The following is a 14,038-nucleotide window of genomic DNA, read 5'->3' on the forward strand; positions in this document are numbered from 1 at the left end:
GGGACCTACGCGGGGCAGCACGCCAGGCCCGATCGCCCGGTGGGTGCCCGGTGATCGGGCCTGCTCGTGCTGCGCGCGTCGCGCGCGTCGCTCAGTTGGTGTCGAGGCGGATGGTGCCGTGGGGGGTGACGAGGTAGCTGCGGCCGTGGGGACCGTGCCACTCGTAGGTGCCGTCGCGCCTGCGTCGGTAGCGCCAACGTCCGGAGGTCTTGCACCGGTGATGTCGCCGACAGAGCGGGGCCAGCTTGTCCGGTGCGGTCTGGCCGGGTGGTCCGCCGTCGTCCATCGGGACGTAGGGCGTGATGTGGTCGAGGTCAGACCGTCTCGCGTCGACCTGGCACCAGGGGAAGACGCAGTGCCCGTCGCGCAGGACGACCAGCTCGGCCATCCAGGGTGGTGGGTCGTGCTGGTCCACCGCGGTCGTTGCGGCGAGGTCGATGACGGGCTGGACGGTGACGCGGGAGCGGCAGACCCAGTCCTTGATCAGGTCGATGGTCGCGGGGCCGAGTCGTTCGACGGTGCCGGCCAACGTCCCGCCAGCGGCAGCACCAGGGCCGGTCGTCGTCGTGCAGTAGGTGGCGAGGTCGGCCAAGGAGAGGTGCAGGTAGAGCCGGGTCGTTGGCAGCCGCGGCTTCACGCCTGCGATCGGGGCCGCAGGCACGGGCGCGGCCGCGGGCCGGTCGGTGTCCTGGCCGGTGACCGAGAGCAGGTCGAGGGTGGCCTGCTGGGCCGCGATCACCCCGAGTGCCTTGGCCTTGCGGACCTCGAGCTCGTCCTCATCACCCAGGGCCTTGAGCTGGGCGGCCTGGTCGCAGACCAGGTCGTGGAAGGCGACCAGGTCGAGGGTGTCGCCGGCGACGTCGAGGTAGCTGGTGCCGTCGAACCGGCCGGGGTGGTCGTGGCGCAGGGTGACGTGCCAGCCCTGCCTGCCCTTCTTCTCCTTGGCCGCGATGAGGTCGGGGTCGAACTTGGCGATCGCGTGCGCGACGGTCGTCTCGACCGCCTTCCACCCGCACGAGGCGAGCCGCGGTGCGAGCTGCTCATCCACGTAGGCCGCGGCCTGCTGGGAGAGCTGGTGGGTGGCCTGGGCGACCTGCCGCGCCCGATATGGCTCCACCGCGAGGGTCTGAACGAGTCGCCAGATGCGGGGCAGCCGGAACTGCAGGTCGAGGGCGTCGGCGATCAGCGCCATCCCCGCGGTCGTGGAGATCCCGAGCGTCGCAGCGACCGGCTCCGGGGCGAACGCCGCCACCGCCGGCGTCCCGTCCCCACCCAGCGACTCGTCGGTGAGCAGGACACTCGGTCCGCCCCAGGTCGCGACCCCGGTGTCGGCGGTGGCGGGATGCCGGACGCACCACTCGGCGGCGACCCGGAGCTTGCCCCGCTCGGCCGCTCGGGACTCGGTGCGCTTGTGCTCGAGCACGCCCAGCAGGCCGTCGAGATCGAGGTCCTCGATCTCGACCGGCTCCCCGGATGCGTCGGTTTCGAACATGAGTCCATCGTCCCACCGACCACCGACACCCACCCACCGAAAAGTGCCCGATCCGAGGATGCTGGGGAAACCCGAAGGTAAACTTTCGGGCGGTCTCCGCGCGGGGTTTTCCGCCGCAGCCCCGGCGGGCCGCTGGCCGGAAGCGGCCCCGGGCTCCGGCGTACCTCTCCCCGTAGCCGCCAAGAACCGCAACTCGAAGCGACCCGCAGGCTGGGCGCCGTGTCCGAGAACGCCCCGCCCCGGAAAGCACATCCGGGCCGCCGCGCCGAGCTCTGGCAAACGGCTTGGTGCGGGCCCCCGTCGCCGGGAGAATCACCCCGTGCCCACTCTCGTCTCCGTCAACGTCGGCCTGCCCCGCGAAGCCGCGTGGGCGGGCATCGGGCGCACGTCGATCGACAAGCGTCCGGTGCGGGGGTCCGTGCACGTCGGGAGGCTCGGTGTCGAGGGTGACCGGGTCTCCGACACCAAGCACCACGGCGGGATCGACCAGGCCGTCTACGCGTTCGCCCGCGAGGACCTCGACTTCTGGGCCGCCGAGCTCGGCCACGACATCCAGGACGGTCAGTTCGGCGAGAACCTCACCACCTCGGGCATCGACGTCAACGAGGCCGAGGTGGGGGAGCGGTGGCGGATCGGGGAGGTGGTCCTCGAGGTCGCCTCGGTGCGGATCCCGTGCAACGACTTCAAGGCCTGGATGGGCCTCTGCGGCTACGAGAACCGCGCCTGGGTGCGTCGGTTCGCCGAGCAGGGCCGCCCCGGCCCCTACCTGCGCGTCCTCGGCGAGGGCGCCATCACGGCCGGGGACGAGATCGAGGTGATCCACGAGCCGGGCCACGGGGTCACGGTCAGCACGATGTTCCGCGCCCTGATGAGCGAGCACGCGCTGCTGCCCGAGCTGCTGAAGGTCGACGGACTGGTGGCCGAGGCGCGCGACAAGGCCGAGAGGTACGTCGCGTCGCTCGGATGAGGCCCTGCGCTCAACTGAATGGCGATCCTCACGTGGGATTGGCTACCGGAGCGTAACCAGGTGATCTAGGTTACTGGCCAGGAAGCCTTCTCGACGTCTTCCCCGCCCCGACCGCCGCCACGCAGGAGTGTCATGCCCGTCAACTACGACACCAGCTTCCTCGACCGTCTGGCCCCGAACGTCGCCGCCCAGTTCCTCGACCGGGTCGCCAAGTCGCCGGGTCGCGAGGCGTACCGCTACCCCAAGGACGGCGACTGGGAGTCGGTCACCTGGCAGCAGACCGGGGACCAGGTCAAGCGTCTGGCGGCCGGCCTGCTCTCGCTGGGCATCGAGAGCGAGCAGCGCGTGGGCATCGCCTCCAACACCCGCTACGAGTGGATCCTCGCCGATCTGGCGGTCATGTGCGCCGGGGCCGCGACCACCACGGTCTACCCGTCCACGAACGCCGCCGACACGGCGTACATCCTCAGCGACTCGGAGTGCCGGGTCGTCTTCGCCGAGGACGACGAGCAGATCGCCAAGCTCAAGGAGCACAAGGCGGAGCTCCCGCACCTGCTGCGCGTGGTCACCTTCGATGGGTCCACCGACGACAGCTGGATCATCGACCTCGAGCAGCTCGGCGAGCTGGGCGACGCCTACCTGGCCGAGCACCCCGACGTCATCGAGCAGACCGCGAAGGCGATCTCGCCCGACCAGCTGGCCACCCTGATCTACACGTCCGGCACCACCGGCCGCCCGAAGGGCGTGCGGCTGCGCCACCGCTCCTGGGTCTACGAGGGGGCGGCGATCGAGGTGCAGGACATCCTGCACGAGGACGACCTGCAGTTCTTGTGGCTGCCGATGGCGCACTCGTTCGGCAAGGTGCTGCTCTCCACCCAGCTCGCCTGCGGGTTCGCCACGGCGATCGACGGCCGGGTCGACAAGATCGTGGAGAACCTCGGCATCGTGAAGCCGACCTTCATGGGCGCGGCGCCCCGGATCTTCGAGAAGGCCCATGGCCGGATCATCACCATGCAGCAGGCCGAGGGTGGTCCCAAGGAGAAGATCTTCAACCAGGCCTTCAAGGTCGGGCTCAAGGTCGAGGAGCTGCGGCGCGAGGGCAAGAGCGTCCCGCTGCCCCTCAGGCTCCAGCACGGCCTGTTCGACAAGCTGGTGTTCAGCAAGATCCGCGACCGCTTCGGTGGCCGCGTCCGCTTCTTCATCTCCGGGGCGGCGGCGCTCAACCAAGACATCGCTCAGTGGTTCAACGCCGCGGGCATCCTCATCCTCGAGGGCTACGGCCTCACCGAGAGCTCGGCCGGGTCCTTCGTCAACCACCCGCACGGCTACAAGATCGGCACCGTGGGCCCGGTCCTCCCCGGCAGCGAGGTCAAGCTCGGCGACGGCGACGAGATCCTCATCAAGGGCCCGGGCGTGATGGACGGCTACCACAACCTGCCCGAGGAGACCGCCAAGACGCTGACCGACGACGGGTGGCTGCGCACCGGCGACAAGGGCAGCCTCGACGCCGAGGGCTTCCTCACGATCACCGGCCGCATCAAGGACCTCTTCAAGACCTCCGGCGGCAAGTACATCGCGCCCTCGGCGATCGAGTCGAAGTTCAAGGCCATCTGTCCCTACGCCAGCCAGTTCATGGTCTTCGGCAACGAGCGCAACTACTGCGTCGCGCTGGTCACCCTCGACCCCGACGCCCTGGCCGGCTGGGCCGAGGAGAACGGCATGGCGGGCTCGTCGTACACCGACCTGGTCCGCTCGGACAAGGTCAAGCAGATGGTGGCGGGGTACGTCGACGAGCTGAACACGCGCCTGAACCGCTGGGAGACCATCAAGAAGTGGGACCTGCTCGACCACGACCTCACGGTCGAGTCCGGCGAGCTGACCCCGTCGATGAAGGTCAAGCGCAACGTCGTGGAGAGCAACCACCAGGACCGGATCGACGCGCTCTACGCCTGACACCGACTGACATCGGACTGACATCGGGGGGATCGGCCCGGCACAGCAGGCACACAGGTCGGCCGCGTGAGGTGTCGCCATGACTTCTCACCACACCCACCACGGGGACGAGCTCGAGGACCACGACCTCGGGCTCTCCCACGACCTGCCCCAGATCGTCGAGAGGCAGCGGCGGCAGCGGCTGGGCCGCCGCGGGATGCTCGGCCTCTTCGGGGGCCTGGGCGCCACGGCGGTCCTCACCGGCTGCTCCCTCGGCGACGACACGGACACCTCGCTCTCGTCGTCGACCGACGGAGGCGGCCGGGGAGCGCCGGGGGACGGCGGGCCCGGCGGCGCGGCCGGATCCACGGTCGCGGCCGCCGACGGCGAGATCCCCGAGGAGACCTCCGGGCCGTACCCCGGCGACGGCTCCAACGGTCCGAACGTGCTGGCCGAGAGCGGCATCGTGCGCAGCGACATCACTTCGAGCTTCGGCGAGGCGAGCGGGGTCGCGGAGGGCGTGCCGGTGACGGTGCGGCTGCGGGTGCAGGACCTCAGCGGCGACGAGGCGACCGCCTTCGCCGGCGCCGCGGTCTACCTCTGGCACTGCGACCGTGACGGCAACTACTCGATGTACTCCGCAGCCGTCGCCGACGAGAACTACCTGCGGGGCGTGCAGGAGGCCGACGAGGACGGCCGGGTGGAGTTCACCAGCATCTTCCCGGCCTGCTACGACGGCCGCTGGCCGCACATGCACTTCGAGGTCTACCGGTCCCTCGACGACGCCACGTCGTACACCAACAAGCTGCGCACCTCCCAGCTCGCGCTGCCGCAGGACGTCTGCGAGGACGTCTACGGCACCGCGGAGGGGTACGACGCCTCCGTGGCGAACCTGGCGAACGTCAGCCTGTCCTCGGACATGGTCTTCGCCGACGGCTACTCGTTGCAGCTCGCGAAGGTGACCGGCTCGGCCGACGCGGGCTACACCATCTCGCTCAACGTGCCCGTGTGACCGGATGGGAGGATGGAGCCCGTGCCTCCCTCCGCCCTCCCTGCCGGTGACCCGGTCCCCGACGACGGGTCGCTGCCGGACTCGGCGCTGGCCGGCCTGGGCGAGCGCCCGTTCGCCCTCTACGTGCACGTGCCGTTCTGCACGGTGCGGTGCGGCTACTGCGACTTCAACACCTACACCGCCGAGGAGCTGGGTCGTGCCGGCGCCGCGCGTGGCGCATCGAGGACGACGTACGCCGAGGCCGCGGTCGCCGAGGTGCGCCGGGCGCGCCACGTGCTCGGAGACCGCGACCTGCCCGTGTCCACGGTCTTCTTCGGCGGTGGCACCCCGACCCTGCTGGCGCCCGCCGACCTGACCTCGGTGGTCGCCGCGGTCCGCGACGAGTTCGGGCTGGTCGCCGGCGCGGAGGTCACCACCGAGTCCAACCCGGACAGCGTGACCCCGGAGGCCCTCGAGCAGCTCCGGGCGGGTGGCATCAACCGGCTGTCCTTCGGCATGCAGTCAGCGGTCGACCACGTGCTGCGCACCCTGGACCGGACCCACGACCCGCGACGGGTCCCGGCCGTGGTCGCCTGGGCGCGACAGGCCGGCTTCGAGCAGGTGAGCCTGGACCTGATCTACGGCACACCGGGCGAGTCCCTCGCGGACTGGGAGACCTCGCTCGACACCGCGCTGGCGTGCGAGCCCGACCACGTGTCGGCGTACTCCCTGATCGTCGAGGACGGCACGGCGCTGGCCCGCCGGGTCCGCCGCGGCGAGCTCCCGATGCCCGACGAGGACGACCTCGCCGACAAGTACCTCGTCGCCGACCAGCGGCTCGAGGCCGCCGGCCTGGGGTGGTACGAGGTGTCCAACTGGGCGCGCGGCATGCCCGACGACGACAGCAGCGCGTGTCGGCACAACCGGCTCTACTGGACCGGCGCCGACTGGTGGGGCGTCGGCCCGGGAGCGCACTCACACGTGGGCGGCGTGCGCTGGTGGAACGTCAAGCACCCGGCGGTGTACGCCGAGCGGCTGGCCGCCGGCCGCAGCCCCGCGCACGCGCGCGAGGTCCTCGACGAGGAGAGCCGCCGCGTCGAGCGGGTCCTCCTCGAGCTGCGCCTGCGCGAGGGACTGGACATCGACGTCCTGGACGGGCCCGGACGCGCCGCAGTCCCCGACCTCGAGGCCCGGGGACTGCTGGTGACGCAGGGGGAGCGGCTGGTGCTCACGCGCACCGGCCGGCTGCTCGCCGACGGGGTCGTGCGCGACCTGTTGCCCTGACCGGTCAGCTCACCATCCGGATAGTGAGCGGGTAGCGGTACTCCTCGCCGCGGGACGCCCGGACCGAGCCGATGATCGTGAAGACCAGCCACAGGATGCCGACGATCGGCAGCAGGATCAGGCCGACCAGCACGAACACCAGGACGAACGACACGATCCCGTAGATCAGCATCGAGAGCTGGAAGTTGAGCGACTCGACGGCCTGGCGTCGCACGTAGGCCGACTCGTTGCCCTTGGTGAGCATGACGATGAGCGGTCCGAGGAACGCCAGCGCGATCACCGAGGCGACCAGGGCGCTCCAGTGCGCGGCGCACCCCCACGTGATCTCGTCGGGCGAGTGAGCACCCGGCTGCTGGGGCGGGCCGCCGTACGGCGGTTGCTGCGGCGGACCGCCGTACGCCGGCTGCTGCTGGCCGTAGGTGGGTGGCTGGCCGTACGCCGGCTGCTGCTGGCCGTAGGTGGGCGGTTGACCGTAGGGCTGCGTGCCCGGAGCCGGATCCTGCTCGGGGTTCGGCGGCGGGCTGGTCGGATCACTCATCACGGGCTCCCTGGCGGTCGCGGATGGGTCGGCGGTGACGGAGTCGATCGCTCCTCGTCCACCGTAGCCCCGCCGCGCTCCCGCCCGGGCCAGCGACACCGGAGCAGACGACACAGGGAAGTCAGGCGGTCACGAAGTCGATCAGCTCCTCGACCCGGCCCAGCAGCGCCGGGTCGAGGTCGTTGTAGTCGCGCACCCCGCCGAGGATGTGCTTCCAGGCCCGGGCGATGTCGGTCTGGTTGCGGTGCGGCCAGCCCAGCTGCTGGCAGGTGCCGGTCTTCCAGTCGATGTTGCGGGGGACGTCGGGCCAGCGCTCGAAGCCGAGGCGCTGCGGCTTGACGGCCTGCCAGATGTCGATGAACGGGTGCCCGACGATCAGCACGTCCTTGCCGATGGGCGACTTCGCGATGTTCTGCGCGATCCGGCTCTCCTTGGACCCCCGGACCAGGTGGTCCACGAGGACGCCGACGCGGCGCTGGGGTCCGGGCTTGAAGTCGCGCAGGTGGTCGGCGAGGTCGTCGACGCCGCCGAGGAACTCCACGACCACGCCCTCGATGCGCAGGTCGTCACCCCACACCTTCTCGACGAGCTCGGCGTCGTGCCGGCCCTCGACGAAGATCCGGCTGGCCCGGGCGACGCGCGCCTTCGCGCCGTGGACGGCGACCGACCCCGACGCCGTGCGCGTCGCCTTCGCGGGCGCCGCGGCGCGCACCGGAGCGGTCAGGATGACCGGCTTCCCCTCGAGCAGGAAGCCGGCGCCGAGCGGGAAGGTGCGCCGCTTGTTGCGCCGGTCCTCGAGCGTCACCGTGTGCAGGTCGCGGTCGACCGCGACGATCTCGCCCACCCAGTCCGTGGTCACCTCCTCCACCACGGCCCCGATCTCGGCAGGGGCCTCGACGGCCCGGCCGCGCTTGGGGGCGCGCCAGTCGGTGGAGAGGACGTCTGATCCGTAGCGGTCGCGGGAGGTCACCGGACAACGCTAGGTGGCGGTCCCGGTCGTGGCCCGGAGGGCGCGCCGGGTCGGCCGCGGCTCAGTCCTCGAGCTGCTCGTCGTCCCACTCCTCGGCGCCCTTGCCGCCCTCCATGTCGAGGTCACCGGGGTCCACCTCGTCGTCCAGGGGCTGGGCGAGCGGGTTGTCCTCGGTCGGCTGCAGGTCCTCGGGCAGCTCGTCGTCGCTGATGCCCTGCTCGAAGGTCTCGTCGCTGCTGTTGGTCATGCCGGCACCGTACCCACCGGGACCGGCGTCACGCTCAGATCAGCGGGAGCCGCTTCTGGCTGCGGGGGAGGTGCTCGTACCCGCGCTGCACGGCGGTGCCGAGGAGCTCCCGAGGCCACGGCCACTCGCCGGCATCGAGGGCCTGGTCGACCGGGACGCCGCGGCTGGCCAGGTCGCGGATCGTCTCGGCGATGATGCCGAGCTCGTTGCGCTGGTCCTCGACGAAGGAGCGCCCCACGGGAGCGCCGTGGCCGGGGACGACGACCGTGTTCGGGGTGAGCAGGCCCAGAACGATGTCGAGGGTGAGCGGCCAGTCCATCGGCCAGGCGTCGGTGTTGATCGAGGGGTGGGCCGACTCCTCGACCAGGTCGCCGGCGAGCACCACGTCCGCGTCGGGCACGCGCAGCACCAGGTCGCCGCTGGTGTGCCCGCGGCCCGGGTGGACGAGCTCGACCGCGCGGTCGCCCAGGTCGATCACCTTCGCGCTGGAGAAGGTCTGGTCGGGGAGCACGATCTCGGTGCCGACGACGTCCTCGCGGTGCGGGTCCTCACCGGGGGACTCGGCAACCCGCTGCTGCAGCTCCGGCCCCCACTTCTCCAGCTCGTCCCGCGCGTTCTCGTGCGCGTGCACCGGCACCGGCCCGTACGCCGTGCGGAAGGTGGCGTTGCCGAAGGAGTGGTCGAAGTGCCAGTGGGTGTTGACGATGCCGCAGACCTCGCCGGCGCCGAGGCGTCGTACGTCGTCGACCACCTCGGTGGCCGCGGCCGCCGAGCCGTGCGTGTCGACCACGAGGAGCCCGCGCTCGCCGCCCACCAGGGTGACGTTCACGTCGAACCACGCGTAGCGCGCGACCCAGACCCGGTCGGCGACCTCCCTGAACCCGGCTCCCGTGAATCCCGTCATGCCCGGAAGACTAGTAGTCTTGGCACTCAGGACTTCCGAGTGCCAAGACGGGCGTGAGTCGAGAGGAGGCGGGATGCAGGAGGAGCGCAGGCTCGCCGTGCTCCGCGCGATCGTGGAGGACTACGTGTCCACCGAGGAACCGGTCGGCTCCAAGGCGCTCGTCGAGCGCCACGGCCTGGGCGTCTCCCCGGCCACGGTCCGCAACGACATGGCGGCGCTGGAGGAGGAGGGGTTCATCACCCAGCCCCACACCAGCGCCGGACGGGTGCCGACCGACAAGGGCTACCGACTGTTCGTGGACCGGCTCACCACCGTCAAGCCGATGAGCACCGCCGAGCGGCGCGCGATCGCGACCTTCCTCGACGGCGCCGTCGACCTCGACGACGTGGTCGGCCGCTCCGTGCGGCTGCTCTCGCAGTTGACGCGTCAGGTCGCGGTCGTGCAGTACCCCACGCTCTCCCGCTCCACCGTGCGTCACGTGGAGCTGGTCGCGCTCACGCCGACCCGCATCCTGGCCGTGCTGATCCTGAGCACCGGCCGCGTCGAGCAGCGCGTGGTCGAGCTGCCGGCCGCCCTCGCCGACGACGAGCTCGCCGACCTGAGGCAGCTGGTCAACCGGGCGGCCACGGGCGAGGTCATCGCCGACGCCGTGTCCGCGCTGCGCAAGGCAGTGCCACCCGTCGACGGCGCCGCCACCGCGGCCGTCGTCGAGACACTGGCCGAGGCGATGTCCGACCACCGCTCCGACGAGCGGGTCGCGGTCGGGGGCGCGGCCAACCTCGCGAGGTACGGCGACAGCTTCGACTCGGCGGTCCGCCCGCTGCTGGAGGCGCTGGAGGAGCACGTCGTCCTCCTCAAGCTGCTCGGCGAGGCCAGCACCGGCGGTACGGTCACCGTGCGCATCGGTCACGAGGGCCCCTACCAGGAGCTGGCCTCCACGAGCGTGGTCGCGACCGGCTACGGCCCGCGGGACGAGGCGCTGGCCACGCTCGGCATCGTCGGCCCGACCCGCATGGACTACCCCGGCACGATGGCTGCCGTGCGCGCCGTCGCCCGCTACGTCTCCCGCTTCCTCGACGAGGGCTGACCAGCTCTCACCGCACGTCAGATCCACCCCCGATCCAGAAGGAACCGACTTGAGTCAGGACCTGTACGACCTCCTCGGTGTCGCCCGCGACGCGGACGCCGACACCATCAAGAAGGCCTACCGGCGTCTGGCCCGGCAGCTGCACCCCGACGTCAACCCCGACCCCGAGACGCAGGAGCGCTTCAAGGAGGTCTCCCGCGCCTACGAGGTCCTCTCCGACCCGCAGAAGCGGGCGGCGTACGACCGCGGCGGTGACCCGTTCGGCGGCGGCGCGGCAGGCTTCGGGCAGGGCGCCGGCTTCTCGTTCACCGACATCATGGACGCGTTCTTCGGAGGCGCGGGAGGGGCGGCGGCCGGTCGCGGCCCGCGTCCCCGCACCCGACGCGGCCAGGATGCCCTGATCCGGCTCGACGTCGAGCTGGCCGAGGCGGCGTTCGGCGTCACCCGCGAGCTGACCGTGGACACCGCCGTGCTGTGCGGCACCTGCCAGGGCGAGGGCACCGCGCCCGGCACCCACCCGGTGCCGTGCGAGACCTGCCACGGAGCGGGCGAGGTCGCCCACGTGCAGCGCTCGTTCCTCGGCGAGATCCGCACCCTGCGGCCCTGCGCGGCCTGCCGCGGCTTCGGCTCGATCATCCCGGAGCCCTGCCGCGAGTGCTCCGGCGACGGTCGCGTCCGCTCGCGCCGCACCATCACCGTGAAGATCCCCGCGGGCGTCGACAACGGCACCCGCGTGCAGCTCACCGAGCAGGGCGAGGTCGGCCCCGGCGGCGGCTCGCCCGGCGACCTGTACGTCGAGATCCAGATCGCGCGCCATCAGACCTTCACCCGGCACGGCAACGACCTGCACTGCACCGTGACCGTGCCGATGACCGCGGCCGCGCTCGGCACCACGCTCACCCTGCCGACCCTCGAGGCCGACGTGGAGCAGGGCGCCGACTCCGGCGTGGAGACGACCTTCGACCTCGAGATCAAGCCCGGCACCCAGTCCGGCACCGAGCAGGTGCTGCGGGGACGCGGCGTGCCCGGCCTGCGCGGCGGACGCGGCGACCTGGTCGTCACGGTCGTCGTGGACACGCCGACCCGTCTCGACCCGCGCCAGGAGGAGCTGCTGCGCGAGCTGGCAGCCATCCGCGGTGAGGAGCAGCCGACCGGTCAGGTGCGTCCGGGCTCGAAGTCGGTCTTCGGCCGCATCCGCGACGCGTTCAACCAGCACTGATGTCGCTGCCGGTGCACCTGGTGCCGTCCCTGGCCGGCGTCGGGGTGGGCTCCTCGGTCGAGGTGTCCGGTGACGAGGCCCACCACGCGGTCGCCGTACGCCGGCTGCGGGTGGGGGAGTCGGTGGTGCTCACCGACGGGACCGGCCGCTCGGCCACCGGTGCCGTGGCGTCCACCGGCAAGCGCGTGTTCACGCTGGACGTCGCGGAGGTCGCGGACGTCCCGCGCCCCGAGCCGGAGCTCGTGGTCGTCCAGGCGCTGCCCAAGGGCGACCGGGGCGAGCTCGCCGTCGAGATGCTGACCGAGGTCGGCGCCACGCGGATCGTGCCGTGGGCGGCGTCGCGCAGCGTCGCGGTCTGGAAGGGCGAGCGGGCCACGAAGTCGCTGGCCCGCTGGCGCTCCACCGCGCGCGAGGCGGCCAAGCAGGCCCGCCGTTCGTGGTTCCCCGAGGTCGACGAGCTGGCCGCCACCGCCGAGGTCGAGGCGCTGCTGGCCGATGCCGCCCTGGGTGTGGTCCTGCACGAGGAGGCGTCCGTGCCGATGGCGTCGCTGCCGGTGCCTGCCGAGGGACCGATCGTGGTCGTGGTCGGCCCCGAGGGTGGGCTCAGCGAGGACGAGGTCGCGGCGTTCGTCGCCGCCGGCGCCACCTCGGTCCGCCTCGGCAGCGAGGTCCTGCGCACCTCCACCGCCGGCGTCGCCGCGGCCGCAGCGCTGCTCTCCCGGACGACCCGCTGGTCCTGACGCGGCTGCCCGACGGGCCCGGGTCAGCGCGCGAGGAGCGCCTCGACACCGGCGATCTCCGTTCCGAGCTCGGCGCGTTCGGCACGGGTGAGGTCGCGGAAGAGGTCGATCACCTCCACTCGGCCGTCCTCGACACGCCACAGGCCCTCGAGCATCCCGTCCACGAAGATCGTGTGGCCGGTGCCGCCGTTGGTGCCCATCCACCGTCGACGGTTCCCGGGCGTGGTGACCCGGTCGCGGCCTGCGTGCGAGAGCCACAGGTTGTCGTAGGTGCCGAGCAGGCGCACGGGGGCGTGCGTGTCCTCGTCGGCCACCTCACCGTCCGGTACGTCGTAGAGGGTGCGGCCCGACTCGTCCTCGTGGCGCACGAGGTCGGCCATCGCGCGCAGCACGCCGGTGAGACCGGTGACGCCGGACCAGGCGGTCACGTCGGCAGCGGTGGCCGGTCCGAAGGCGCGCAGGTAGCGGCGCACGACGTCAGCGGGGTCCACCACGCAGGAGGACGCCCCGGTCCACCGCTCGACGTGGTCGTAGACGACGCCGCCCGGCTCCTTCCACTTCCCGCGCGGCGGCAGCTGGACCAGTGGCGCGGCGACCCGTGCGAGCTGGGCGAGCGCGGTGGCCGGCAGACCCGGGAAGTGCCGCTCGAGCGCAGGCCCCAGCTCCCTCTGGGGGAGCGGTCCCCGGGCGAGAACCGCGTCGACGGCGCGATCGAACGCCTCCCGGTCGAGGTCCCTCACGGGACGTACGGCCTGGTTGCTCCGGACGGTCTTGTCCATCAGCGGCTGCACCCACGGACGCAGCGCGAGCGCGTCCTCGGGCGTCAGCAGGTGGATGGTGCCGCGCATCGTCAGCAGGCGCACCAGGCCGCGCTCGTCGAGCCCGCGGCTGACGTCGTACGCGTCGAAGGACACGAGCCGGGCGTGCAGGGAGAGGTACGGCGGCAGCGTGTCCTGCGCCTGCAGCCCGACCAGGTGGCGCACCATCGTCGCGACCGGCGCCTCCACGCGCGCGAGCAGGTGCTGGCGCTGCAGCAGCGTCCGGTTCAGCCGACGGGGTGAGAGCAGCACGGCGAGACCCTAACCGGCCCGCTCACCAGGCGTCGCCCGGTCGATCCTCACAGGTCACGTCCACCGTCAGGTCCGGGACGAGCGTCGGGTCCGGGCGCAGGACCATGAGCCCGCCGTGCTCGCCGTCGGGGACGTCACCGCCGGTGGTCCGGGTGAAGGAGACCCCGCGCCACCGCTCCCAGCCGAGCCGCTCGTAGAAGCCGGTGGCCCGCCCGGTCGAGAGCAGCGCCACCGGCCAGCGGGTCCGGATCTCCTCCTGGAGCCTCTCCATCGTGCGTCGGCCGACATGCCTGCCCTGGTGGTCGGGATCGACGGCCACGGCCTCGACGTACCCGACGGTGTGCCACGGTCCGTCCCCGAACCGGATCAGCCGGGGTACGGCGCTGGCGTGCCCGACGAGGCGGTCGCCCTCGCGCGCCAGCACGTGCACGCCGCCGTAGGCGTGGTCGGCGTCCTCGTCGCTGAACCGGTCGCCGAAGGCCCGGTCCCAGAGCCTGCGCAGGTCCACGCGGGTCGCAGCGTCGATCCGGTCACTCCCGAGGACGACGAGCTCCACTGCAGCCGACCTTCGGGGGGCCGGGCCCGTCAACGAGCGCC

General features: G+C 72.1%; 14 protein-coding genes. 7 read left to right on the forward strand and 7 right to left on the reverse strand.

Going from position 1 to position 14,038, the window contains the following annotated elements:
* Positions 1-91: 91 nt before the first annotated feature.
* Positions 92-1,492: an HNH endonuclease signature motif containing protein gene (locus tag ACZ43H_RS04375; protein WP_464588059.1), complete on the reverse strand. Its 1,401-nt coding sequence runs from the start codon at positions 1,490-1,492 to the stop codon at positions 92-94.
* A 319-nt stretch (positions 1,493-1,811) separates the two neighbouring features.
* On the opposite strand from ACZ43H_RS04375, the gene ACZ43H_RS04380 reads away from it, so the two are divergent.
* The 4 genes from ACZ43H_RS04380 to hemW all read left to right on the forward strand — a co-directional run bounded on the left by ACZ43H_RS04380 (position 1,812) and on the right by hemW (position 6,666).
* Positions 1,812-2,459, forward strand: a complete 648-nt coding sequence (locus ACZ43H_RS04380) for an MOSC domain-containing protein (RefSeq protein ID WP_464588060.1) — start codon at positions 1,812-1,814, stop codon at positions 2,457-2,459.
* 132 nt (positions 2,460-2,591) lie between these two features.
* Complete coding sequence (locus ACZ43H_RS04385) at positions 2,592-4,412, forward strand: AMP-dependent synthetase/ligase (protein WP_464588061.1); 1,821 nt, start codon at positions 2,592-2,594, stop codon at positions 4,410-4,412.
* A 79-nt stretch (positions 4,413-4,491) separates the two neighbouring features.
* On the forward strand, positions 4,492-5,403 hold the full coding sequence (locus tag ACZ43H_RS04390) for a dioxygenase family protein (RefSeq protein ID WP_464588062.1): 912 nt from the start codon (positions 4,492-4,494) through the stop codon (positions 5,401-5,403).
* Positions 5,404-5,424: 21 nt separating this feature from the next.
* On the forward strand, positions 5,425-6,666 hold the full coding sequence (gene hemW / locus ACZ43H_RS04395) for a radical SAM family heme chaperone HemW (protein WP_464588063.1): 1,242 nt from the start codon (positions 5,425-5,427) through the stop codon (positions 6,664-6,666).
* A 4-nt stretch (positions 6,667-6,670) separates the two neighbouring features.
* On the opposite strand, the gene ACZ43H_RS04400 is transcribed toward hemW, so the two are convergent.
* The 4 genes from ACZ43H_RS04400 to ACZ43H_RS04415 form a co-directional block, all read right to left on the reverse strand.
* Positions 6,671-7,204 (reverse strand): DUF4870 domain-containing protein, encoded by a 534-nt coding sequence (locus ACZ43H_RS04400; RefSeq protein ID WP_464588064.1) that lies wholly within the window; start codon positions 7,202-7,204, stop codon positions 6,671-6,673.
* 121 nt (positions 7,205-7,325) lie between these two features.
* Positions 7,326-8,174: a DUF3097 domain-containing protein gene (locus ACZ43H_RS04405; protein WP_464588066.1), complete on the reverse strand. Its 849-nt coding sequence runs from the start codon at positions 8,172-8,174 to the stop codon at positions 7,326-7,328.
* Between the two features lie 61 nt (positions 8,175-8,235).
* A complete protein-coding gene (locus tag ACZ43H_RS04410) occupies positions 8,236-8,421 on the reverse strand; it encodes a hypothetical protein (RefSeq protein ID WP_464588067.1) in 186 nt (61 codons plus the stop codon).
* A 34-nt stretch (positions 8,422-8,455) separates the two neighbouring features.
* Positions 8,456-9,325 carry an MBL fold metallo-hydrolase gene (locus tag ACZ43H_RS04415; protein ID WP_464588069.1) on the reverse strand — a complete coding sequence of 290 codons (870 nt, stop codon included), beginning with the start codon at positions 9,323-9,325 and terminating at the stop codon, positions 8,456-8,458.
* Positions 9,326-9,398: 73 nt separating this feature from the next.
* On the opposite strand from ACZ43H_RS04415, the gene hrcA reads away from it, so the two are divergent.
* Genes hrcA through ACZ43H_RS04430 form a run of 3 tightly spaced genes read left to right on the forward strand, consistent with a single transcriptional unit; the run spans position 9,399 to position 12,371 of the window.
* Positions 9,399-10,412 carry a heat-inducible transcriptional repressor HrcA gene (gene hrcA, locus ACZ43H_RS04420; protein WP_464588071.1) on the forward strand — a complete coding sequence of 338 codons (1,014 nt, stop codon included), beginning with the start codon at positions 9,399-9,401 and terminating at the stop codon, positions 10,410-10,412.
* Positions 10,413-10,461: 49 nt separating this feature from the next.
* A complete protein-coding gene (gene dnaJ / locus ACZ43H_RS04425) occupies positions 10,462-11,631 on the forward strand; it encodes a molecular chaperone DnaJ (RefSeq protein ID WP_464588073.1) in 1,170 nt (389 codons plus the stop codon).
* Entirely contained in the window at positions 11,631-12,371 is a 741-nt protein-coding gene (locus tag ACZ43H_RS04430) for a 16S rRNA (uracil(1498)-N(3))-methyltransferase (protein ID WP_464588075.1), read from the forward strand. The genes dnaJ and ACZ43H_RS04430 overlap by 1 nt, the downstream gene beginning before the upstream one ends.
* A gap of 23 nt (positions 12,372-12,394) precedes the next feature.
* Here the strand turns inward: ACZ43H_RS04430 and ACZ43H_RS04435 are convergent, their stop codons facing one another.
* Both ACZ43H_RS04435 and ACZ43H_RS04440 read right to left on the reverse strand, forming a co-directional pair.
* Complete coding sequence (locus tag ACZ43H_RS04435; RefSeq protein ID WP_464588076.1) at positions 12,395-13,441, reverse strand: winged helix DNA-binding domain-containing protein; 1,047 nt, start codon at positions 13,439-13,441, stop codon at positions 12,395-12,397.
* Positions 13,442-13,463: 22 nt separating this feature from the next.
* Positions 13,464-13,997, reverse strand: a complete 534-nt coding sequence (locus tag ACZ43H_RS04440) for a GNAT family N-acetyltransferase (RefSeq protein ID WP_464588077.1) — start codon at positions 13,995-13,997, stop codon at positions 13,464-13,466.
* Positions 13,998-14,038 lie beyond the last annotated feature (41 nt).

The sequence above is a fragment of the Nocardioides sp. DN36 genome (assembly GCF_055380375.1).

What these genes read in the sequence shown, in the direction of transcription:
- ACZ43H_RS04375 (WP_464588059.1), bottom strand. Translation starts at nt 1,492, where the DNA reads ATGTTCGAAACCGACGCATCCGGGGAGCCGGTCGAGATCGAGGACCTC.
- ACZ43H_RS04385 (WP_464588061.1), top strand. Translation starts at nt 2,592, where the DNA reads ATGCCCGTCAACTACGACACCAGCTTCCTCGACCGTCTGGCCCCGAAC.
- ACZ43H_RS04390 (WP_464588062.1), top strand. Translation starts at nt 4,492, where the DNA reads ATGACTTCTCACCACACCCACCACGGGGACGAGCTCGAGGACCACGAC.
- ACZ43H_RS04400 (WP_464588064.1), bottom strand. Translation starts at nt 7,204, where the DNA reads ATGAGTGATCCGACCAGCCCGCCGCCGAACCCCGAGCAGGATCCGGCT.
- ACZ43H_RS04410 (WP_464588067.1), bottom strand. Translation starts at nt 8,421, where the DNA reads ATGACCAACAGCAGCGACGAGACCTTCGAGCAGGGCATCAGCGACGAC.
- ACZ43H_RS04415 (WP_464588069.1), bottom strand. Translation starts at nt 9,325, where the DNA reads ATGACGGGATTCACGGGAGCCGGGTTCAGGGAGGTCGCCGACCGGGTC.
- hrcA (WP_464588071.1), top strand. Translation starts at nt 9,399, where the DNA reads ATGCAGGAGGAGCGCAGGCTCGCCGTGCTCCGCGCGATCGTGGAGGAC.
- ACZ43H_RS04430 (WP_464588075.1), top strand. Translation starts at nt 11,631, where the DNA reads ATGTCGCTGCCGGTGCACCTGGTGCCGTCCCTGGCCGGCGTCGGGGTG.